The organism is Streptomyces sp. JJ38 (assembly GCF_019303475.1).
Classification (GTDB): domain Bacteria; phylum Actinomycetota; class Actinomycetes; order Streptomycetales; family Streptomycetaceae; genus Streptomyces.
On the sequence record NZ_JABLSI010000039.1, the window covers coordinates 22,648 to 43,580 of the forward strand.

A 20,933-nucleotide genomic window follows, 5' to 3' on the forward strand; every position below is an offset into this window, starting at 1 on the left:
GCCCGAAAGGTGCGGCTCAGCGCAGCAGTTCGTCCAGAAGGGGGGCGCTGAAGACGCGGTGCGGGTCGTGGTGGTCCAGGGCGTCGACGGCCTCCGACCACGCCGGAAGGCTCGCGGGGACGACGCGGCCCAGCACGTCCGGATCAGCCCAGGCGGCGTCCTCGGTGTGGGCCCAGCTCTTGGACCACTCGACACGCAGCCCCGCGCGGGTGCCGTCGAACGTTCCCAGCAGCGCGCGTTCGAGGTCCCGGTAGAAGGCGGGCAGCGTCGGCGTTCCCGGGAGGCTGAGGACGTTCAGCCACAGGGCGGTGTCCCACTCCGGGTGACGCCGGTCCGGGGTCAGGGGCGACAGCGACGGCGGCCGGGCACCGGGCACCTCGCACCACGCGGGGACGTCGAGCCCGCTCGCCCGCACCTCGACGGCGCCGTTGACCGGGTAGGCCCCCCGCTCGCGGTAGCGCGTGAGGAGCCGCTCGTAGTGCTGGTGGAAGCGGCTCAACGCCCACTGCACGTCCGCCCGGCGGACGAGGACGGCGTACCCGTTGGTCGTCACCCGCAGCGTGCTCGGCCGCACGTAGTGCAGCAGGAACCGGGACGGGCCCCACAGGTCGGAGCGCAACCCGCCGGCGAGCAGGTGCTCCAGCAGCTCACCGGTGAGCAGTTCCCGCAACAGGCCGCCGGAGAGCAGGACGTCGCTGATGTCGCCGGTCAACGCCACCTTCGCGATGAGGAACTGGAGACGCCCGAAGAGCGGGGCCAGCTCGGGACGGCCCTCGATCAGCTCGGCCGCCAGCCGGGCCACGGGCTCGGGAACGCGGTCGGAGAACGGGTAGTTGTACGGCTCGTCCACGCGCCGCGAGCCGAGCGGACGGTGTGGGCTGCGGCTCCACACCTTCACCCACGGGTGGGAGGTGAACGCGAACCAGATCGCCTCCACCCGGCCGTCGGCGTCGAGGAGGTCGGCGAACGTGCGGCCGGAGCCGGCCTCCGGGGCGAAGAGCCGGGTGGCCGGGATGTCGAGGCGGCTGACGCAGCGCAGCGTCTCGTCCGCTCCCACCCGCAGCACGACGTCGACCACCGCCGCCCGCCCGAGATGCGCGAGCAACGCGGCGGTTCCGGACTCGGAGCGGTGGAACTCCCGCACGACGTGACCGCCCCGGCCCCCGCGCGCCCGGCGGTCCCACACGACGGCCGTGAGGGACACGACCTGGTTGCTCAGCGAGCCGTAGCCGTGGCCCGGCGCGCGCACCTCCCCGGCCGCGGGAACCGCCGTGCCGTGGCCGCCGACGGCCAGGGCCCCGCCCACGGTGAGGGCACCCGGCGCCGGGCAGGCGGTGACGCCTAGACCGCGGCGCCCGAGGAACTCCAGCAGCTCCTCCATGGAGTTCCCGGCGCCCACCCGGACGGCGTTGGGGGCGAGCAGGCGCAGCCCGGTCAGGTGCCGCCGGGTGTCGAGCATGAGCACGCGCCCGGCGGCGGGCGCGCCGTCCGCGACGGTGAGCGGCGCCCAGGTGTGCCGGAAACCCTGCATCCGCAACCGCCAGCCGTTGTCGGCCGCCCAGTCGGCGAGGGCGCGCACCTCTTCGGGGCCGCGCGGGGCGCACGTCCACAGCGCGTCGGCGCGGATCTCGCCCGACCAGTTCCGGTACACCCGCTGGTACACCTCGACGCCGTCCGGCAGCCCAGGGGGCGCGGCCCCGACGGCGTGTGCGCTGCCCGGCGCCACGGCTCCGGCCGGCCGCCAGCCCGTCGCCGCGAGCGCGGCGGCCGACGCCGCCAGCACCCGTCGTCTTCCCACTGCCACAGCCGTCCCCCTGACGCCGTCCGGAACACCATGCCAACGACGGCGGGGCGGCCGTGGTCACGAGGGCGGGGGTGGTGTCACGGGTTGGCTGTGAGGGCCCGGGGCACGGACCGCGCGAACGCGGTTCTATAATGAAAACCGTTTTCCCATAGATCCGGACCGCCGCCCGTCCCACCGTCGGCCGGCGCCCGCAGAACGAGGAGTCAGCCGATGGCCGTTCCCAAGCGGAAGATGTCGCGCAGCAACACCCGTCACCGCCGGGCCCAGTGGAAGGCCTCAGCACCGCGCCTGGTGCCCGTCACCGTCGACGGCTCGACCTACCTCGTGCCCCAGCACCTCGTGAAGGCCTACCAGCGCGGCCTCCTGGACCCGGAGGGCTGACCCGCGCGACGGTGTCGTCGCCCTCACCGCGGCAGCTCCACGAGCGGTTGCCGCCGCACCGCCCGGTACCCCCGCACCGCCCGGTACCCCCGCACGGCCCGGGCCGCCACCTCACTCAGCGGCGGCCGAGGACCTCGGCGATCCGGCTGAAGCCGTCGGTGCCGTGACCCAGCCCGATGGTGCGCTGTGCCAGTCCCTCGGCCGCTCGCATCACCCCCGCGTCGATGCCGTGGGCCTCGGAGGTGTGCACGATGTGGGCCATGGAGGACGCGGCCGAGGTGATCGGGTTGTCCTGGCCCGAGAAGCCGCCGCTCGCCACCTCCTCCGCCGTCTCCTCGAAGATCGCCGGGAGGATCTCGCCGATGCCCCTGGCGAAGGGCGCCAGCTCCCGCGCGGTGATGCCCTCGGCCCGCGCCACCGCCAGGGCGTGTGCGTAACCGGCCATCGCCGTCCAGAAGATGTCGAGCAGCACGACGTCGTAGGCCGCGGCCCGGCCGATCTCCTCGCCGAGGTGCGTGTGGCTCCCGCCCAACGCGTCGAGCACGGGCCGGTGTTCGCGGTAGAGCTCCTCCGGCCCCGCGTGGATGAGCACCGCGTGCGGCGTGCCGATCGTCGTCGTGGGCGTCATGATCGCGCCGTCCAGGTAGCCGACACCGTGCCCGGCCGCCCAGTCGGCCAGGCCCCGCGCCCGGGCCGGGGTGTCGGCCGTGAGGTTCACGACGGTGCGCCCCTTGAGCGCGGCGGTGACCGCGTCACGGCGCAGGATGCTCTCCGCCGCCTCGTAGTTCACCACGCAGACCACGGTCAGGGGGCTCGCGGAGACCGCCTCCTCCGCCGACGCCGCGCTCACCGCCCCGCGCTCGACCAGCTCCCGGTCCCTGCCGGGCGTCCGGTTCCACACTGTCGTCCGCAGACCGGCGTCGACGAACGCACCGGCCAGGGCACGGCCCATCGGCCCCAGGCCGAGCACGGTGACGGCAGACTGTTCGGTGTGCTTGGTCATGATTCAACTCCTGAATATGGATAAACGTAGCGAATGGGATGGAAATGACGCGCAGTCGTGCCCAGGATCTGAACGTCTGCGGAGTGACCGCCGCGATCGCCGTCATCGACGGCAAGTGGAAGACCGCGCTGCTGTGGCTGCTGGAGTCCGGCCCGCAGCGCCCCGGTGAGCTGCGTCGACAGCTACCGGGGCTCAGCGAGAAGGTGCTGACCCAGGCACTGCGCGAGATGGAGACGGACGGACTCGTGCACCGGGACGTGCACGACGTGCTGCCGTTGAAGACCGTGTACTCGCTGACCGGCTTCGGCCGCGAGCTCTCCGAGGCTCTCGCCCCGCTCTCCGACTGGGGCCACCGCCGCCTCGAGAAACTGGCCGCGACCCGGTCGGCGTCCTGACTCCCGCCACCTCCGTCTCACCCGGACCGGGAGGCCCTCCGACCACCCGCCACCAGGCTCTCCCCACCGCCGCCCGCTGCCAAGTACCCACAAAAAAGTGGGTACTCCGGCCACCCGCACCGACGCCGGGAGCGCGGCCGGTTGAGGGTGTGGCGGGGGTCAGGTGGGGTCGCGGCGCAGGGTGTCGCGCAGCCGCAGCAGGTCGCGCCGCCGGGACCGGGCCCGGGCCAGGACGAGACCGGCGACGAGGACGAGCGCGAGGCCGGCCAGAGCGGTGGCCAGGGCAGCGGCGGGAGTGGCGCGCACCGCGGCCAGCGCCGTCCCGCCGACACAGGTCACCACGGTGACGAGGAGGGCGAGCCGGGCCCCCAGCACGCGATCCAGCGCGAACAGCGGTCGCCGTCTGCTCAGCACCCAGCCGGCGAAGGCCGCCCAGGCCAGCCCGACGGCGATCAGCCCGGCGAAGGCGATCCGGGTGCGGACGGGAAGCGGGTGGGGCTCCGTGGCCCACAGCACCGCGATGAGCGCCGCCCCGCAGCCCCCCGCCAGGCCCACGGCCACATACCGCAGCCGGGAGGCCAGCGAGACCTCGGCGGCCAGCGCTCGTTCGAGTTCCTCCGGCACGTTCCCGTGCCCTGCCGTGGGGCCCTGCTCGTGTCCGCTCATGCCTCGAATCCCCTCTCGGACAGGATGTCCGCCAGCATGCGGCGCGCCCGGTACAGCCTGCTCTTGACCGTGCCGGGCGGCACGCCGAGCACCTCCGCGCAGGAGGCCAGGGGCAGATCCTGGAGATGGAACAGGATCAGCACCTCGCGCTCCAACGGCGGCAGCCCGGAGAGACCCGCCTCCACCTGGAGCGTGGTCAGCACGCCGCCGAGCGGGTCGGCCTCGTCGACGACCGCGTCCGCCTCCTCCACGGGCCGTCGCGGGGCCCGGTACACCTGCCGCAGGTGGTCGGCGATCGTCCGCCGGGCGATGGTGAACAGCCACGGGGCGAACCGCTCGGGCTGTCGAAGCCTCGGCAGCCCGCGGAGCACGGCGATCCACGCCTCCTGAACGAGATCGTCCGCGAGATGCGGGGAGTCGACCATTCCGCGCACGTAGCGCCACAGCGGGTCGTGCCAGACGCCGACCAGCTCGCGGAAGGCGTCCCGCTCCCCGAGCTGGCAGCGCACCACCAGCAGCCCGTCGCGTCTCCCGTCCCCGCTCACCGCACCTCCCCGCGCCGCACGTCTCATGTCACCGGGACAGTCGGTGCCCGGGGCGGAAAGGTTCACGAGGGCCCGGTTTCACGGGGGCCCGGGTTCACGAGGGCCCGGGTTCACGGGGGCTCGGGTTCACGGGGGCTCGGGTTCACGGCGGCTCGGGTTCACGGGGGCGTGGCGCGCAGGAAGTCGCGGGCGCCCCGCAGACGGGTGCGCAGGTCGCGTCGGCTTCGGCTGCCGTCCAGGCGGACGTCCAGCGGGCCCTGTGGGCCGGTCTCGGCACGGCGTGCCGTCCTCAGCGCGGCGACGTCCAGGCCGTCGCGCTCGGCCACCAGGACGCCGAGCTCGTGGCGGCTGACCGCGTCCGGGCCGGAGAGGTGCCACACGCCCGCCCGCGCGGAGGCGGCGAGCTCCAGCAGGGCCCCGGCCAGGTCGGCGACGTGGACGGGGCACCGGATGTCGTCGGTGAACAGGGCACCGTCCCGGCGGCCGGTGGCCAGGTCGTGGACGAACGCCTCCTGCGGGGAGCCGCCCTCACCGAGGATCAGCGACGTGCGCGCGATGGCCGCGTCCGGGGCGAGCAGCCGGATCGCCGTCTCGGCCGCGGCCTTGGCCGCCCCGTACGGGGTGATCGGGTCCGGCGTCGCGGACTCGTCGTAGTGGACGTCGGCGCCGGAGAAGACGACATCGCTGGACACGTGCACCAGCCGTGCGCCGCACCGGACGGCGGCCATCGCCAGCTGGATCGCACCGTCGGCCGTGATCGCCCAGTCGGCCTGCCGGTAGGCGGTGTTGACGACGACGTCCGGCCCGGCCTCCGCGAGCACCGCGGTGACCTCCTCGGCGCGGCGCAGGTCCATCGGCAGCCAGCGGACCCCGGGGACGTCCGCGGGGCGGGTCGCGAAGGTCGCCGTCACGCCGTGCCCGGCCTCCCGGGCGCGGCGGGCCAGCTCACGGCCCAGGAAGCCGCTGCCGCCCACGATGAGGATGTCCACGACTCGTACGGTACGGCCACGGAGTTCGGCACGTCACGCCCTCGGCCGGGCCGTGGCCTCCCGACCACGCGGCGACGCCGCCCCGCTCAGTCCCGCGGCAGGTGACCGCCGCCCTTCGGATCCCCGGTGCCCTTCGCACCCTTGGCGTGGCCCGGCGGCCCCGCGTACGCGTCCTCGTCACCGCCATCGGCCGTGCCGGGCTCCGCCTCGGCCCCGGGGGCCTCCTCCGGCGACTCACCGTCGGCTGAGGGCGTCTGGGAGCGGTCGTCCGCCACCGGGCCCGCCTCCGGCGCGGTGTCCGTTCCCGGCGCCGGGTCGGCGCCCTCGCCGGAGGGCGTGCCGGACTCGCCGTCGTCCGCCGTGGGCGCCCGCCCCGCGGCCAGCCCGCCCTCGTCGGCCCACTGCGTGCCCGCGGCCGCCGGCCCGGTGCCCTCCGGCGCCGGCGAACCCGCCTGCGCCAGCCCCGTCGACGGCCTGTTCTGCAGGGTGACGGCGGACACGCCGCCGCCCACCAGGGCGATGGCCGTGGCCACCAGGGCCCGCCGCTGGTACTTCCGCTGCCGCGCCAACTGCCGGCGCCGGGCCGCCCGCCCGCCGACCGGTACGGGGGCGCTCAGCCCCTCGGCGGGCTCGGAGACGGCCTCGGCGCCCGTGGGACGGCCCTCCCGCCCGGCGGGTGTCACGGCCCCCTCGGCGGGCGGAGCCACCGGAGCGATCCGCTGCGCAGCCGCGCCGCATCCCGGACACGCCAACGCGCCGTTCACATGCCGACGGCACAAGGAGCAGTAGTCCATCCGCGATCTTTCTGTGCTGGCAGCACCACCCGGAGAGCGCCGGGGCAACCGTTCGGGTGGGCTTGGACGTTCCGTCCCCCGCTGTCACACGCGCCCCGGGGCAGCGTACAGCTCACACCCACACCGGTGAAGATCCTGTACGCAAGCCCCGGACCCGACCCGCCCCACACCGGTGGACCGCCGGTCAGCCCTCGGTGACGCGCCAGGCGCCCACCCCCCGGTACTCCGAGTCGTACACGGGCTGGCCGGAGCCGGGCCCGAGCGGGCAGTGCCTCAGGCTGCCTCCCCAGTAGCGCAGGATGCGGCCGAGTTCGTCGGCGGCGTTCCCACGGACGGCGGCGTCGGTCATGTCGACCTCGAGGACGAATTTCATACCCTCAAGGCTCTCACTGAACTGCTATGTGAGGGTTGACGGCAGATTTGCCGTGCTCGGGTGGGAGAACCCTCAAATCGAGGTGAGGCGATGCGTGCAGTGGACGTGGCCCGGACCGCGGGCATCTCCGCCCAGCAGGTCCGCAACTACGTGGACGCCGGCGTCCTGCCCGAGGTGACGCGAACGGCAGCCGACTACCGCGTCTTCACACAGACGCACGTGCGCGCGCTCCGTGCCGTCCGGGCCCTGGCCGCCGGCCACGGCTGGGCGGTCGCACGCACGGTGATGCGCGCCGTGCACGCCGGCGACGTCCCCGCCGCCCTGGCCGCCCTCGACGCCGCCCACGCCGAGCTGGACCGCGAACGCCTCTCGCTGACCGCCGTGCTGGCGGCGCTCGACGACGTCCTGAAGGAGGCGGAGCCGACGGCTACGGGAGAGCGCAGGATCGGTGACGTCGCCGCCGCCGTCGGGGTCAAGCCGCCGGTGCTGCGCCTCTGGGAGGCCCACGGACTGCTGCGACCGGCCCGGGAGCGCGGCACCGGCTACCGCGTCTACTCGCCCGCCGAGGCACGCCTCGCACACGTCGTCGCGCTGCTGCGCCGCGGCTCCTATCCGCTGCCCCTGATCGGCACCGTGCTCGCCGAGCTGCGTGCCACGAGCAGCACGGCGCGGGTGCGCGCCGAACTCGCCCACCGTGAGCGGGAACTGCACCGCCGCAGCCTGAACGCGCTGCGCGGCGCCGCCGCGCTGCAGGCGTACCTGGACCACCTGGGCACGGAGGGGGACGTTGCTTTCGGGCGATGAGTTCGCCCCGGAGAGCCGTCTTCCGTAGGGCCGCCCGTGCCAGACGCCCGAACCGGCCCGGGAGCGACGTCGGAGCACGGTCCGTGACGGGAGACCTTCTCTCCATGACTGATCCGGCAGTGACAGCGGACCGCGGCCGCGGGTCCGGGGTCTGGCCCCTGGTCCACACCGAGCGAGCCGCGCTGGCGGCCGACCTCGCGCGGGACTGCCGCCGAGCGGTGGGATCAGCTCTCGCCGCGCACGGGCCTGACGGCGCGTGAGGTCCTCGCCCGCCTCGCCGCGGCCGCGAGCCTCAACGCCGCGTGCTGGATGGCGGGGTGATCCGTTGCCGGGCCGACGTCGGGAAGCAGGTGGGTCTGCGGCGGGCCGAGCAGTCGGGTGCGGGCCCGGCCGAAACCCTCGATCGTTTCCCGCACGTCACCCCGAGCGCCACCAAGCCTCTCCCGCCCGTGGTGGCCATGCTGGGCGAGACGAGCGGACGACGTGCACCGGGTGGTCGCGGCCGGCCGACGCGACGACAACCCCAGCAAGCGATGTGCTTGCAATTGTTAGCGCGATGGGGCACCGTGGGGGCATGGGTTCACTCAATCCTGGTGGCATCGGGGAGTTCCTGCGGGAGCAACGCCGCAACGCGCAGCTCTCGCTCCGGCAGCTGGCCGAGGCGGCCGGGGTGTCGAACCCGTACCTGAGCCAGATCGAGCGCGGCCTGCGCAAGCCGAGCGCCGAGATCCTGCAGCAGCTCGCGAAGGCGCTGCGGATCTCGGCGGAGACGCTGTACGTACGGGCCGGGATGCTGGAGGAACGGGACGGTCGCGAGGTCGACGTCGCGGCGGCCATCCTCGCCGACCCGTCGATCACCGAGCAGCAGAAGCAGGCGCTGCTCCAGATCTACACGTCCTTCCGCGCGCAGAACGGCGACGGCGCCGCTGGCACACGCCCATGACACGGCAGACAGACGCCCGGGAGGGACGCACATGCCGAGCAACACCGACTTCCGCAAGACGCTCACCGACCCGACGCCGCTGTACTTCGCGGCCGGGCTGATCGAGAAGGTCCGTACCGAGGCCCCGGAGCGGATCGCGAAGCTGCGAGAGGCCGACACGAAGGCGCTGCAGGGCCGGATGCAGGAGGCGCTGGCCTCGCTCGACTCCGACCTGCGGAAGTGGCGTGAGCAGGCGCAGCAGCTCGCGCTGCAGGGCGTCGGGTACGCCGCCGAGGCGGCGGTGAAGGCCAAGGAGAACTACGACACGCTGGCCGAGCAGGGCAAGGTCGCCGTCGACACGTGGCGCGGCCGCGGGCAGGACGACAGCGGCTGGGAGACGAAGGTCGAGCGGGAGCCGGTCGTGGCCCAGCCCCCGAGCCCGGAGCCGACCGGGAAGGCGAAGTTCTCCGAGCGGGCCCGCCCGGAGGGGCCGAAGGCCGACGGGCCGGGCACGGCGGACGGCGCCGCCGGGCCGGCGCGGAAGGCGGAGCAGCAGGCAGAGTCGAAGCCGGAGCAGAAGAAGGCGGCGCCGAAGGCCACCGGCAGGACGACGGCCAAGGCCGCGCCGAAGAAGGCGACAGCGACGCGTAAGGCCACGTCGCCCGAGGAGTCCTCGGACTCCTGATCCGCGCCGCGTACGGGACGGCCGGGGCGGGCAGGTGTCGCCTACGCCCTCGGCCGCCGTACAGGTAGCGTGGATGCAGGACCGGTTTCTTCCAGGAGGATGACGAGCGTGATTCTGAACGGCTTCGGCAGCGTCATGAGCTTCGTGTTCCTCGGGCTGCTCATCCTCTCGATCTTCTGCTTCGTGGACGCGGCCCTGCGCCGCGAGGACGCCTACCGGGCGGCGGACAAGAACACCAAGCCGTTCTGGCTGATCCTGCTGGGCATCGGCGCGGCGGTGCAGCTCTTCGGGGTGCCGTTCCTCGGCTTCCTGCTGCTGATCGTCGCCGTCATCGCCAACATCGTGTACCTGGTCGACGTCCGGCCGGCACTGATCCAGGTGACCGGCGGGCGGGGCGGGGGCGGCCGGTACCGGGGCAGCAGCAGCGACGGGCCGTACGGCCCCTACAACGGCGGGCGGTAAGACGCCCACCGCCCGCGAGCGGTGAACGCCCGCGGTCCCGGTCGTTTCCCCGATCAGTCCCGGTTGAGGAGCAGCACGGCGACGTCGTCGGCGAGCTCCTCGCCGTTGAGGTCGCGGACGTGGGTGAGGACCTCGTCCAGCAGCGTCTCCCCCGTGGCCCCGGCCGCCATGGCCTCGGCCACGATGCGCACCATGCCCTCCTGCCCGAGGCGCTGACGCGTCTGCGCGGAGACCCGGCCCTCGATCAGGCCGTCGGTGTACATCATCAGCCCCCAGCAGCCGCCGAGCTCAACGCTCATGCGGGCCCAGCGCGCCCGGGGCAGCAGCCCGAGGGCGGGCCCGGCGGCGTCCTCCGGCAGGAGCCGCGGCGCGGCGCCCGGGCGGGCGAGGAGCGGGGCGGGGTGACCGGCCAGGCAGACTCCGGCCCGGCGGCCGTCGGGCGCGATGTCGATCATGCACAGCGTCGCGAAGATCTCCTCGCTGCGCCGTTCGTGCTCCAGGACCTGCTGGAGCGTGGCCAGCAGCCGGTCGCCGACGAGCCCGGCCAGGATGAGCGCGCGCCAGGCGATGCGCAGCTCGACGCCGAGTGCGGCCTCGTCGGGGCCGTGCCCGCAGACGTCGCCGATCATGGCGTGCACGGTGCCGTCGGAGGTGCGGACGGTGTCGTAGAAGTCGCCGCCGAGAAGGGCGCGGGAGCGGCCCGGCCGGTAGCGGGCGGCGAACCGCAGGGAGCTGCCGCCGAGCAGCGGGGTGGGGAGCAGGCCGCGTTCGAGGCGGGCGTTCTCCTGGGCCCGCAGCCGGGACTCGGTGAGCTGCCGCTGGGCCCGGTCCGCCTGTTTTCGTTCGACGGCGTAGCGGATGGCGCGGCCGAGGGTGCGGGTGTCGAGCTCGTCGCGGTAGAGGTAGTCCTGGGCGCCGATGCGCACCGCCTCGGCGGCTCGCTCACCGTCGTCCTCCCTGGTCAGGACGAGGACGGCATGGCCGGGGGCCAGGCGCAGCACCTGCCGCAGGAGGTCGAGGTCGGACTGCGCGAGGTCGAGCAGGATGCAGTGGACGTCCTCGCTGAAGAGGCGCTCGGCCTCGGTGAGGTTGCGGGCGGTCCGGACGCGGACGCGGCCACCCCGGGCGTCGGACAGCTCGGGAAGCGGCGGGGAACCGGCCGGGTCGGCGTCGACGACGAGGAGGGTCTCGGCCTGGCGGGGCGGCCCGGCCTGGGCGGGCACGGTGGTGGCCGACGGCGCGTCGGACGGAAGCGGGGTGCCGGCTGCTCCGGCTCCCTCGCCCACGGATACGGGCTTCACGACGGACCTCTTCCCTCCCCCCGGGACTGACGGCGGCATCCGACGTGGATGCCGCAGGTGACACTAGCCGCCGCGCGGGTCGGCGCGGAACGGCTGCGCCCGCCGGACCTGGCGGTATGCCCGGAATCACTGGATCTCCGCCGGGTACCGTGATGGGACGGCCGGGGCGCGCCGGCGCTCACGCGTCCGGCCGGACGACACCGAGGATCGGCAGGGAGCCGGCACCCTCGACGCGGATCTGCCGGCCCGTGCGCGGGGCGTGTACTATCTCGCCGTCTCCGAGGTACATGCCCACGTGACTGGCGTCCTCCTTGTAGATGATCAGGTCACCGGGACGCATGTCGGCGATGTCGACGCGCTCCAGCTGCCGCCACTGCTCCTGCGAGGTGCGCGGGATCGGGACCTCGGCGGCCTCCCAGGCGCGCAGTGTGAGCCCGGAGCAGTCGAACGTCTCCGGGCCCTCGGCGCCCCACTCGTAGTCCTTGCCGAGCTGTGCCAGGGCGTACGTGACGGCCTTCTTGCCCCGCTCACTCGCTTCCCCGTTGATCTCCTCCAGAACGCCTGTTTTCAGCCAACGGAGCTGCCGGGCGCGGGCCGTCTGCTCCTCCAGCTCCCGAAGCCGCGCCCGTTCCTCGGCCGCGAGGGAGGATTCGAGCTTGCGCGCCTGCTTCAGCTTGGCCTCGATCCGCTTCTTCGCCGCGCCGCGCTTCTTGCGGGTGTCCTCCAGCTCGGTGTGCCGGTCGGCGGCGGCCTCGCGGTCGTCCGCCAGCTCGCGGCCGAGGCGGTCGAGCCGGCCGATGACGCCGGACGTCGCGCGCTGGCCCTTGCGCAGGAGGCCGAGCGAGCGGATGTACGCCTCGGGGTCGTCGGCGAGCGTCAGCCGCGTGGCGACGGGGAAGCCTCCGCCCCGGTATTGGGCCCTGGCCATGGCTCCGGCCCGGTTGCGCAGGTCCCTCAGGGTCGCCTCGTTGTCCTTGACGCGCCGGTTGAGGGCGTCGACGGCACGCTGCTGTCGACGAGCCCGCTCCGCGGCGGCGTTGTAGGCGTCGGTGGCCGAGCCGATCTGGTTGTGCAGGGCCTCGATCTGCCGCCGGACCTTCTCCAGCTCACCGCCCGCGGGCGCCTCGACGGCCTCCTCCCCGTCCACCGGATCAGCAGCGCCCTCGGTGTCGCCGTTCCCGTCGTCGCCGTTCCCGTCGTCGCCGTTCCCGTCGTCGCCGCTGCCGTCGTCGCCGCTGCCGTCGTCGTCACCCGGGGGAGGCGGCGAGGGCGGGGAGGGCTGTGGCGCGGGGGCCACCGTGGGCGGGGGCAGCGCGGCGTACGCCGTCGTGGCCGTCAACCCTCCCGTCACCATGAGCACGCACAGTGCACCGGCGATGACCGCACCCCTGCTCGGCTTCACGTCATCCCTCCCCTTCGCCCCACGACGGCCCGAAACTCCGTCCTGACACGCCCGCGGAGCCCTCGGACAGACGTCCGGCGAGCGCCCCCGGTTCCGTGGGATCGTGCCACGGGCTACCGGAAAGTAACAGGGTCACGCCCCGGCAACGAGCGGAATACAGGACGAACACGGACACCGCTCCGACCGTCGAGGTTCACCTTCCGTTCACTCTCGACGGTCGGGCGCTTCACCTGTCCTGCCTAATTTCAGCCGTACGGAGGGCGCCGCATGGCGACATACCGAGCGGGCCCCCATAGCTGATCACAGAGACACGCCCACTCCACGCTTGCCGCCCCACCGGCGGGCTCAGGAAGGAACTGAACCGAAGTGAAGCTTCAGCGCACGAACCGGCTTCGCGCCCTGACCGTCGGCGCTATGGCAGTCACCAGTGCTCTGGTCCTGACTGCCTGCGGATCGGACGACAACAGCTCCCAGGGGGGCGACAGCCCCTCGAAGAACGCCGAAGCCGGCAACATCGAGTGCAAGGGTGAGGGCAACCTCCTGGCCTCGGGTTCCAGCGCGCAGAAGAACGCGGTGGACGCCTGGGTGCAGGCGTACCAGCAGGCCTGTGAGAGCACCAAGGTGAACTACAACCCGACCGGCTCCGGCGCGGGCATCCAGGAGTTCCTGCAGGGCAAGACCGCCTTCGCCGGCTCGGACTCCGCCCTCGACGCCGACGAGGTGGAGGCCTCCAAGGAGGTCTGCAAGGACGGCAAGGCCATCAACCTGCCGATGGTCGGCGGCCCGGTCGCCATCGGTTACAACCTCTCCGGTGTCGAGGACCTCGTCCTGGACGCCGACACGATCGCCAAGATCTTCGACTCGAAGATCACCAAGTGGGACGACGAGGCGATCAAGAAGCTGAACCCGGACACGGACCTGCCGTCCACCAAGATCCAGGCCTTCCACCGTTCGGACGAGTCGGGCACCACCGACAACTTCACCACCTACCTGCAGCAGGCCGCCCCGGACTCCTGGAAGTACGAGCCCGCCAAGGCGTGGGCCGCCAAGGGCGGGCAGTCGGCCAACGGCTCCGCGGGTGTGGCCACCAACGTGAAGCAGACGGACGGCGCGATCGGCTACTTCGAGCTCTCCTACGCCACGGGCAACGAGATCGACACCGTCAAGCTGGACACCGGTGCCGGTGAGCCCGTCGAGGCCACGGTCGAGAACTCCTCCAACGGCATCGCCGCGGGCAAGATCGTCGGCACCGACGGCGACCTGGCCATGGAGCTCGACTACGCGACCAAGGAGGAGGGTGCCTACCCGATCATCCTGGTCACCTACGAGATCGCCTGCGACAAGGGCAACGACCCCCAGACCCTCGAGGCGATGAAGTCCTTCCTGACCTACGCCGCGAGCGAGGACGGGCAGCAGCAGCTCGCCGAGATCGGCTACGCCCCGATCCCGGACGACGTCATCACCAAGGTCCGTGAGCAGGTCTCGTCCCTCTCCTGACCTGACGCCGGTGCGGCCCTCGCCCATGGGGCCGCACCGGCATTCCGGCGTATCCGGCCCGCGGGCCGGATACCCGGCCACCGTTGGTACACCCACCACCCTTCCGGTGCACCGCCGCCAGGGACCGACCCCGCCGAACGGCCGGTCCCGCACCAGACCGGAGAAACCATGGACATGACGAAGACCGCCGCGCCTCCGCCCCAGGCGGAGCTGCCTCCCCGGACTCCCGGTGAGTCCGAGGACAGGAAGGGGAGCGCAACGCACCGCGGCGACCGCATATTCTCGGGCCTCGCCAAGGGATCCGGAATCACCCTGCTGGTGATCATGGCCGCCATCGCGGCCTTCCTGACCTGGCGCACCTTCAACGCCCTCTCCGTCAACGAGGGCAACTTCTTCACCACGTTCGACTGGAACGCCAACGCCGACCCGCCGGTCTTCGGCATCGCCGTCCTGGCGTTCGGCACCGTGGTGAGCTCCATCATCGCCATGGCGCTCGCCGTGCCCGTCGCCGTCGGCATCGCGCTGTTCATCTCGCACTACGCGCCGCGCAAGCTCGCCGGGCCGCTCGCCTACGTCATCGACCTGCTCGCGGCCGTGCCCTCCATCGTCTACGGCCTGTGGGGCGCCCTCTTCCTCGTGCCGAACCTCACCGGCCTGTACACGTGGCTGGACGACTACTTCGGCTGGACCGGGATCTTCGCCTACGACGGCGGCGCGGCGCGCTCGCTGTTCACCGTGGGCATCGTGCTGGCGATCATGATCCTGCCGATCGTCACGAACGTCTCCCGCGAGGTGTTCAAGCAGGTGCCGAAGATGCACGAGGAGGCCGCGCTCGCGCTCGGCGCCACGCGCTGGGAGGTCATCAGGATGGCCGTCCTGCCCTTCGGCCGCTCCGGCGTCATCAGCGCCTCCATGCTCGGCCTCGGCCGCGCCCTGGGCGAGACGATGGCCGTGGCCACCGTGCTGTCGCCCAGCTTCCTCATCAGCGCGAGCCTGCTGGACCCGGGCGGCGGCACCTTCGCCCAGAACATCGCCGCGGGCTTCAACGAGGCCGGCGACGTCGGCCGCGACGCCCTCATCGCCTCCGGCCTGGTGCTGTTCGTCATCACCCTGCTGGTGAACGGTGGCGCCCGTCTGATCATCGCTCGCCGCAAGGAGTACTCGGGGGCCAACGCATGAGCAACACCGTCATGGACCAGCGTCCCGTGGACGCCGCGGCCCCCCGCCCCGCCACGCTCCGGCACGCCCGGCTCCCCCGCTGGGCCCCGCTGGCGATCGCCCTCGTCTCGGCCGGCCTCGGCATCGGCATCGGCGTACTCGCCGACCTGAGCAGCCGAGCCCAGTGGGGCCTGATCGCCGCCCTGCTGTTCGTGCTGACGAGCTACGTCCTCACCTCCGCCGTCGAAGGCGTCCGGCAGGCCAAGGACCGCCTGGCCACGAGCCTGGTGTGGGTCTGCTTCCTCGCCGCCATCGTGCCCCTCGCCTCCCTGGTGTGGGAGACGGTCGCCCGCGGCGCCGAGATGTTCGACCTCTACTTCCTCACGCACTCCATGAGCGGGCTGCGCGACCTCCAGCCGGGCGGCGGTGTCTACCACTCGCTGATCGGCACCCTGGAGCAGGTCGGCCTCGCCACGCTCATCTCCGCGCCCATCGGTCTGCTGACCGCCGTCTACCTGGTCGAGTACGGCAAGGGGAAGCTCGCCAAGGCCGTGACGTTCTTCGTCGACGTCATGACCGGCATCCCCTCGATCGTCGCGGGTCTGTTCGTCCTGTCCTTCTGGATCATCCTGCTCGACTTCGGCTACTCCGGCTGGGCCGGGGCCATGGCGCTCGCCATCCTGATGATGCCGATCGTCGTACGCTCGACCGAGGAGATGCTGAAGCTCGTCCCGAACGAGCTGCGCGAGGCGTCGCTCGCCCTCGGTGTGCCGAAGTGGCGGACGATCCTGAAGGTCGTGCTGCCGACCTCGATCGGCGGTATCACCACCGGTGTGATGCTCGCCGTGGCCCGCATCGCGGGTGAGACGGCACCGATCATGCTGCTGGTTTTCGGCGCCTCGTCGATCAACAACAACCCGTTCGAAGGGCCGCAGGACTCGCTTCCGTACTTCATCTGGACGCAGTTCAAGGCCGGCAACCAGCACGCCTACGACCGGGCCTGGGCCGCCGCACTGGTGCTCATCGCCCTGGTGATGCTGCTCAACCTGCTGGCCCGAGGCGTCGCCCGCTGGAAGGCCCCCAAGACCGGCCACTGACGGCCAGGTACACAGACCCCATGAACGCGACGTACGCGGGTGACCGGAACCATCCCGGCAGGGCGTGTACGCGGATGTACGCAGAAAAGAAGTGATCCACATGGCCAAGCGCATCGACGTCAGCGGCCTGACCGCCTACTACGGCAGCCACAAGGCCATCGAGGACATCTCGATGACCGTCGAACCCCGTTCCGTGACGGCCTTCATCGGGCCCTCCGGCTGCGGCAAGTCCACCTTCCTCCGCACCCTCAACCGCATGCACGAGGTGACCCCCGGCGGGCGCGTCGAGGGCAAGGTCATGCTGGACGACGAGTCCCTGTACGGCCCCGGGGTCGACCCCGTCGCCGTGCGCCGGACGATCGGCATGGTCTTCCAGCGTCCCAACCCCTTCCCGACGATGTCGATCTACGACAACGTCGCCGCCGGGCTGCGCCTCAACGGCAAGTACAGGAAGAGCGCGCTCGACGAGGTCGTGGAGCGCTCGCTGCGCGGCGCCAACCTGTGGAACGAGGTCAAGGACCGGCTGAACAAGCCCGGCTCCGGCCTCTCCGGCGGTCAGCAGCAGCGGCTGTGCATCGCCCGCGCCATCGCCGTCGAGCCGCAGGTGCTGCTCATGGACGAGCCGTGCTCGGCCCTCGACCCGATCTCGACGATCGCCATCGAGGACCTGATCGGTGAGCTGAAGGAGCAGTACACGATCGTCATCGTCACGCACAACATGCAGCAGGCCGCGCGCGTCTCCGACCGCACCGCGTTCTTCAACCTCGCGGCGATCGGGCAGCCCGGCAAGCTGATCGAGATCGACGACACCGAGCGCATCTTCTCCAACCCCTCGGTGCAGGCCACCGAGGACTACATCTCCGGCCGCTTCGGCTGACCGAGACGTCTGCGGTGCTGCATGGCGGTGCCACCGCATGACGAGAAGGGCCCGCCCGACCCCCGTCCAGGGTCGGGCGGGCCCTCCTTTGCGTTTCCGGCACCGCCCGGGCGCGTGCGGCCCTTCCGGCGCGCTTGGAGACGGGCGCTTCGCTGGTCAGACAGGGCTGGAAGGTACCGAGCGGACCGGGGGCAGAGCGACGCCGAGGGCGCCGAGGGTCAGCCGACGACCAGGTAGGCGAGGCCGTAGCCGAGCGCGGCCACCGAGGCCGCGGCCGGCATGGTGATGAACCAGCCGACGACGATGTTCTTCGCGACGCCCCAGCGCACCGCCTTGACGCGGCGGGTCGCGCCCACGCCCATGATGGCCGAGGTGATGAGGTGCGTCGTGGAGATCGGGGCCGTGAAGACATAGGCCGTCGCGTACATGACGGAGGACGCGGTGGTCTCGGCGGCGAAGCCCTGGGGCGGGTCCAGGGCGATGATGCGGCGGCCCAGGGTCCGCATGATGCGCCAGCCGCCCGCGTAGGTGCCCAGGGAGAGCATCAGCGCACAGACGACCTTCACCCACAGCGGGATCGGCTCGCCCTGGTCCTCCACCCCGGCGATGACCAGGGCCATCACCACGATGCCCATGGTCTTCTGGGCGTCCTGGAGGCCGTGGCCGAGGGCCATGCCGGCCGCCGAGACGGTCTGGGCGATCCGGAAGCCGCGCTGGGCCCGGTTCGGGTTGGCGTTCCGGAACACCCACAGGATGCCCGTCATCACCAGGTAGCCGAGGCCCATCCCCACCAGCGGCGACAGGAACATCGGGATGACGATCTTCGTCAGCACGCCGTCCCAGTAGACGGTGGTCGCCCCGGCGAGCGCCGCTCCGACCATGCCGCCGAACAGCGCGTGCGAGGAGGAGGACGGCAGGCCGAAGTACCAGGTGATCATGTTCCACGTGATCGCCCCGACCAGCGCGGCGAACAGGATGAGCATGCCGTTGTCGCCGCTCGGCGTCTCGATCAGGCCCTCGCTGACCGTCTCGGCGATGCCGCTGCCCATGAACGCGCCGGCCAGGTTCATGACCGCCGCCATGAGCAGCGCCACGCGGGGGGTGAGAGCCCGGGTCGAGATGGACGTAGCGATCGCGTTCGCGGAGTCGTGGAACCCGTTGGTGTAGGTGAAGAAGAGCGCGACGCCGACGACGACGATCAGGGAGAACGTGTCCACGACAGGTCAGGACTCCTTGACCGCGATGGTCTCCACCGTGTTCGCGACGTGCTCGAACGCGTCGGCCGCCTCCTCCAGGACGTCCACCACCTGCTTGAGCTTGAGGACCTCGATCGCGTCGTACTTGCCGTTGAAGAGGTGGGCGAGGAGCTTCCGGTGAATCTGGTCGGCCTGGTTCTCCAGCCGGTTGACCTCGATCCAGTATTCGGTCAGATTCTCCATGGTGCGCAGGTGCGGCATCGCCTCGGCGGTCAGCTCCGCCGCCCTGGCCAGCACCTCGATCTGCTGCTCGACGCCCTTCGGAAGCTCCTCGATCTGGTAGAGGACGACCAGGTCGACGGCCTCCTCCATGAAGTCCATGATGTCGTCGAGCAGGGAGGCGAGGCGGTAGATGTCCTCACGGTCGAACGGGGTGATGAAGGAGGAGTTGAGCTGGTGGAAGATCGCGTGCGTCGCGTCGTCGCCGGCGTGTTCGGCCGCGCGCATCCGCTCGGCGATGTCGGTCCGTGCGGAGGATTCCGCCCCGAGCAGTTCCATGAGGAGCTTCGAACCGGTCACGATGTTGTCCGCTGACGCGGCGAACATGTCGTAGAAGCTCGTCTCCCTGGGGGTCAGACGAAAGCGCACAAGGGGTCCTCGGGTGTGCTCGGGCGACAGTCTCGTTGATGCTAGGCGCATCATCCGGCCACGGCGAACCGGTGGTCACCAGTGTCGCCCATGGGGGGTCGGCCGCAGAACCGGGGCCAAGGCAGGGCACTGTCGGCCATCGCGGGCCTCGGGGCACAATCGGTACAATATACCCAGCCGGGGTATGACCCGGAGAAGGATCAGGGGAGCACACATGACGACCGTCGAACCCACACACGCCGGGACGACGGATCCCGCGCCCTCGCAGCAGCCGCCCGGGCCGCACGGCTACAGCAAGCAGAAGGACGCCCACCTCAAGCGGCTCCGGCGCGTCGAGGGGCAGATTCGCGGGCTTCAGCGGATGGTCGAAGAGGACGTGTACTGCATCGACGTCCTCACGCAGGTCTCCGCCTCGACGAAGGCGCTCCAGTCCTTCGCGCTCCAACTCCTCGAAGAGCATCTGCGGCACTGCGTCGCCGCGGCGGCCGACGAGGGCGGCGAGGAGATGGACGCCAAGGTGGCGGAAGCCACCGCCGCCATCGCCCGGCTCCTGCGCACCTGAGCCGGACATCCCGCGCATCCACGCCATCATGGCCGGCCCCTCATGGCGGCAACCCCTGGCTGAAAACATGCGGTACGGCGTCAGTCCTCACGACACTTCGGATCAGTCGGAGCGTCCGGCTCCGGGGCGTTCCGCTGCCCGGTGCCCAGCACCTCGTCGATCCGGTCGTCGCTCAACCGCTCGTCCGGCTCGGCGGCAGCGGCGATGATGAGTTCTCCGTACAGCTCGATCTCGGCGAGCGCCTCCCAGTCCTGGACCGCCGACGGTTCCCTCGGCATCCGTGGCCACCTCCCTGCAGACTGAGCCGCGAACGGCCCGGCCCCACCGCGCGGACGGGCCGACCGCTCACCCCCGACGCCTCACAGTAGGACGGCCCGGGGCATTCCCGCATGACACATCCGGACTAGGACCACCCGGACGTGAGCCCCACGGGACGCCGGACGCCCCCCGGGGCGGGGGTCCCCGGGGCGGGGGCGCCCACGTCGTCCGCGCCCGCGCCCGCCGCCGTCGGCGTCACGCGGGCGGCGCGGGCGTGGTCGTGGCGATCCGGCCCGTGTAGACGTCCGCCCTCGGCGGCAGCTCCACCTCGACCGACGTCCCGAACGCGTACAACTCGGTGGTGGAGACGACGGCCTCGTCGTTCCCGAAGACGAACGTGTGCCGCACGCGACGCAGCCGCCCCTCCTCGTCGAGGTGCGCCTCGAAGGGCACGGCCCGGGTGGAGAACCCTTTCGCCGCCGCCGAGAGCTGGTCCCGCCGCCCCTGCGATGCCTCACCCGCCGCCGCCCGCACGTCGGTCGTTCCGCGGAAACGCCGGACCAGCTTGCCGTCCAGCCGCCGCGTGCCCACGTACCGCACCGAGCTGACCCCCCGGAGCAGCTCCACCGCGACGAGCGGATCCGTCACCCCGTTGGAGACCAGGTTGCCGTCGGGCAGCTCCGCCGGATCCACCCGCACCCACTTGTCCTCCGGCACCCCGGCGCCGCGGTTCTTCATGTAGAGCGCCCCCGGGGCGATGACCGCCGTGACCGGGTCCTGCCGCTCGTCGGGCAGGGTGACCTCGATCCGGCCCATGCGCCGCCTGAAGTCGAACCCCCCGGCCCCCCTGATGGTCAGCCGCGTGCCGCCGCTGCGCAGCTCCATCCGGCTGCGCACCCGCGACGTCCGCGCCTCCGCCAACTCGTCGGCCACCCGCCGCATCTGGGCGCGGGGATCATCGCCCGTCGACTCCTGCACCGCGACGGTGCGCCCCGAGCACCCGGTGCCCGCCACAGCCGTCAGCACGATCGCCGCGAGCACACCGGCCGTGGCCTTCCGCCTGTCCATCGCAACCAGACCCCCAACGGACCGTCCCTGGACTCGATCCGCTTAA

The 20,933-nt window shown here is 72.1% G+C and carries 24 protein-coding genes and 1 pseudogene; 12 read left to right on the forward strand and 13 right to left on the reverse strand.

The window, feature by feature from the left end:
* Positions 1 to 16: 16 nt before the first annotated feature.
* Positions 17 to 1,804: a cholesterol oxidase substrate-binding domain-containing protein gene (locus HPT28_RS20025; RefSeq protein WP_219092541.1), complete on the reverse strand. Its 1,788-nt coding sequence runs from the start codon at positions 1,802 to 1,804 to the stop codon at positions 17 to 19.
* A gap of 210 nt (positions 1,805 to 2,014) precedes the next feature.
* Here HPT28_RS20025 and rpmF point away from each other — a divergent pair, with 210 nt between their 5' ends.
* The gene (gene rpmF, locus HPT28_RS20030; RefSeq protein WP_219092542.1) at positions 2,015 to 2,185 is read left to right on the forward strand and encodes a 50S ribosomal protein L32; all 171 of its coding nucleotides are present in this window, start codon (positions 2,015 to 2,017) and stop codon (positions 2,183 to 2,185) included.
* Between the two features lie 115 nt (positions 2,186 to 2,300).
* On the opposite strand, the gene HPT28_RS20035 is transcribed toward rpmF, so the two are convergent.
* A complete protein-coding gene (locus HPT28_RS20035) occupies positions 2,301 to 3,188 on the reverse strand; it encodes an NAD(P)-dependent oxidoreductase (protein WP_219092543.1) in 888 nt (295 codons plus the stop codon).
* Between the two features lie 44 nt (positions 3,189 to 3,232).
* On the opposite strand from HPT28_RS20035, the gene HPT28_RS20040 reads away from it, so the two are divergent.
* Positions 3,233 to 3,583, forward strand: coding sequence for a helix-turn-helix domain-containing protein (locus HPT28_RS20040; protein ID WP_219092544.1), 351 nt, complete (start codon positions 3,233 to 3,235; stop codon positions 3,581 to 3,583).
* 159 nt (positions 3,584 to 3,742) lie between these two features.
* On the opposite strand, the gene HPT28_RS20045 is transcribed toward HPT28_RS20040, so the two are convergent.
* The 5 genes from HPT28_RS20045 to HPT28_RS20065 form a co-directional block, all read right to left on the reverse strand.
* Positions 3,743 to 4,249, reverse strand: coding sequence for a transmembrane transport protein (locus tag HPT28_RS20045; RefSeq protein ID WP_219092545.1), 507 nt, complete (start codon positions 4,247 to 4,249; stop codon positions 3,743 to 3,745).
* On the reverse strand, positions 4,246 to 4,794 hold the full coding sequence (locus HPT28_RS20050) for a sigma-70 family RNA polymerase sigma factor (RefSeq protein ID WP_308119391.1): 549 nt from the start codon (positions 4,792 to 4,794) through the stop codon (positions 4,246 to 4,248). The genes HPT28_RS20045 and HPT28_RS20050 overlap by 4 nt, the downstream gene beginning before the upstream one ends.
* Positions 4,795 to 4,952: 158 nt before the next feature.
* Complete coding sequence (locus HPT28_RS20055; protein ID WP_219092547.1) at positions 4,953 to 5,783, reverse strand: sugar nucleotide-binding protein; 831 nt, start codon at positions 5,781 to 5,783, stop codon at positions 4,953 to 4,955.
* 86 nt (positions 5,784 to 5,869) lie between these two features.
* Complete coding sequence (locus HPT28_RS20060) at positions 5,870 to 6,490, reverse strand: hypothetical protein (RefSeq protein ID WP_219092548.1); 621 nt, start codon at positions 6,488 to 6,490, stop codon at positions 5,870 to 5,872.
* Positions 6,491 to 6,761: 271 nt separating this feature from the next.
* A complete protein-coding gene (locus HPT28_RS20065) occupies positions 6,762 to 6,950 on the reverse strand; it encodes a hypothetical protein (RefSeq protein WP_219092549.1) in 189 nt (62 codons plus the stop codon).
* Positions 6,951 to 7,040: 90 nt separating this feature from the next.
* On the opposite strand from HPT28_RS20065, the gene HPT28_RS20070 reads away from it, so the two are divergent.
* The 5 genes and pseudogenes from HPT28_RS20070 to HPT28_RS20085 all read left to right on the forward strand — a co-directional run bounded on the left by HPT28_RS20070 (position 7,041) and on the right by HPT28_RS20085 (position 9,823).
* Positions 7,041 to 7,754: a MerR family transcriptional regulator gene (locus tag HPT28_RS20070; protein ID WP_219092550.1), complete on the forward strand. Its 714-nt coding sequence runs from the start codon at positions 7,041 to 7,043 to the stop codon at positions 7,752 to 7,754.
* 104 nt (positions 7,755 to 7,858) lie between these two features.
* Positions 7,859 to 8,227: pseudogene (locus HPT28_RS27120) on the forward strand (hypothetical protein); the annotation flags it as partial.
* A 101-nt stretch (positions 8,228 to 8,328) separates the two neighbouring features.
* Entirely contained in the window at positions 8,329 to 8,697 is a 369-nt protein-coding gene (locus HPT28_RS20075; protein ID WP_219092551.1) for a helix-turn-helix domain-containing protein, read from the forward strand.
* A gap of 31 nt (positions 8,698 to 8,728) precedes the next feature.
* Complete coding sequence (locus HPT28_RS20080) at positions 8,729 to 9,361, forward strand: hypothetical protein (RefSeq protein ID WP_219092552.1); 633 nt, start codon at positions 8,729 to 8,731, stop codon at positions 9,359 to 9,361.
* Positions 9,362 to 9,469: 108 nt separating this feature from the next.
* Positions 9,470 to 9,823, forward strand: coding sequence for a DUF2516 family protein (locus tag HPT28_RS20085; RefSeq protein ID WP_219092575.1), 354 nt, complete (start codon positions 9,470 to 9,472; stop codon positions 9,821 to 9,823).
* A 53-nt stretch (positions 9,824 to 9,876) separates the two neighbouring features.
* Here HPT28_RS20085 and HPT28_RS20090 read toward each other — a convergent pair whose 3' ends face one another.
* Together HPT28_RS20090 and HPT28_RS20095 are read right to left on the reverse strand one after the other, a co-directional pair.
* Positions 9,877 to 11,163 (reverse strand): fused response regulator/phosphatase, encoded by a 1,287-nt coding sequence (locus tag HPT28_RS20090; RefSeq protein WP_219092553.1) that lies wholly within the window; start codon positions 11,161 to 11,163, stop codon positions 9,877 to 9,879.
* Between the two features lie 139 nt (positions 11,164 to 11,302).
* Positions 11,303 to 12,526 carry an NlpC/P60 family protein gene (locus tag HPT28_RS20095; RefSeq protein WP_308119395.1) on the reverse strand — a complete coding sequence of 408 codons (1,224 nt, stop codon included), beginning with the start codon at positions 12,524 to 12,526 and terminating at the stop codon, positions 11,303 to 11,305.
* Between the two features lie 366 nt (positions 12,527 to 12,892).
* Here HPT28_RS20095 and pstS point away from each other — a divergent pair, with 366 nt between their 5' ends.
* The 4 genes from pstS (at position 12,893) to pstB (ending at position 17,155) form a co-directional block, all read left to right on the forward strand.
* Entirely contained in the window at positions 12,893 to 14,023 is a 1,131-nt protein-coding gene (pstS, locus tag HPT28_RS20100; RefSeq protein ID WP_219092554.1) for a phosphate ABC transporter substrate-binding protein PstS, read from the forward strand.
* Between the two features lie 168 nt (positions 14,024 to 14,191).
* Positions 14,192 to 15,202: a phosphate ABC transporter permease subunit PstC gene (pstC, locus tag HPT28_RS20105; protein WP_219092555.1), complete on the forward strand. Its 1,011-nt coding sequence runs from the start codon at positions 14,192 to 14,194 to the stop codon at positions 15,200 to 15,202.
* A complete protein-coding gene (pstA, locus tag HPT28_RS20110) occupies positions 15,199 to 16,278 on the forward strand; it encodes a phosphate ABC transporter permease PstA (protein ID WP_219092556.1) in 1,080 nt (359 codons plus the stop codon). Before pstC ends, pstA begins: the two co-directional genes overlap by 4 nt.
* Positions 16,279 to 16,378: 100 nt before the next feature.
* Positions 16,379 to 17,155, forward strand: coding sequence for a phosphate ABC transporter ATP-binding protein PstB (pstB, locus tag HPT28_RS20115; protein ID WP_219092557.1), 777 nt, complete (start codon positions 16,379 to 16,381; stop codon positions 17,153 to 17,155).
* 218 nt (positions 17,156 to 17,373) lie between these two features.
* On the opposite strand, the gene HPT28_RS20120 is transcribed toward pstB, so the two are convergent.
* The gene (locus tag HPT28_RS20120; protein WP_219092558.1) at positions 17,374 to 18,372 is read right to left on the reverse strand and encodes an inorganic phosphate transporter; all 999 of its coding nucleotides are present in this window, start codon (positions 18,370 to 18,372) and stop codon (positions 17,374 to 17,376) included.
* Positions 18,373 to 18,378: 6 nt separating this feature from the next.
* The gene (locus HPT28_RS20125; protein ID WP_219092559.1) at positions 18,379 to 18,999 is read right to left on the reverse strand and encodes a DUF47 domain-containing protein; all 621 of its coding nucleotides are present in this window, start codon (positions 18,997 to 18,999) and stop codon (positions 18,379 to 18,381) included.
* 214 nt (positions 19,000 to 19,213) lie between these two features.
* On the opposite strand from HPT28_RS20125, the gene HPT28_RS20130 reads away from it, so the two are divergent.
* Entirely contained in the window at positions 19,214 to 19,561 is a 348-nt protein-coding gene (locus tag HPT28_RS20130) for a metal-sensitive transcriptional regulator (RefSeq protein WP_219092560.1), read from the forward strand.
* Positions 19,562 to 19,641: 80 nt separating this feature from the next.
* Here the strand turns inward: HPT28_RS20130 and HPT28_RS20135 are convergent, their stop codons facing one another.
* Both HPT28_RS20135 and HPT28_RS20140 read right to left on the reverse strand, forming a co-directional pair.
* On the reverse strand, positions 19,642 to 19,839 hold the full coding sequence (locus HPT28_RS20135) for a hypothetical protein (RefSeq protein ID WP_219092561.1): 198 nt from the start codon (positions 19,837 to 19,839) through the stop codon (positions 19,642 to 19,644).
* Between the two features lie 235 nt (positions 19,840 to 20,074).
* On the reverse strand, positions 20,075 to 20,887 hold the full coding sequence (locus HPT28_RS20140) for a hypothetical protein (RefSeq protein WP_219092562.1): 813 nt from the start codon (positions 20,885 to 20,887) through the stop codon (positions 20,075 to 20,077).
* Positions 20,888 to 20,933: the final 46 nt, after the last annotated feature.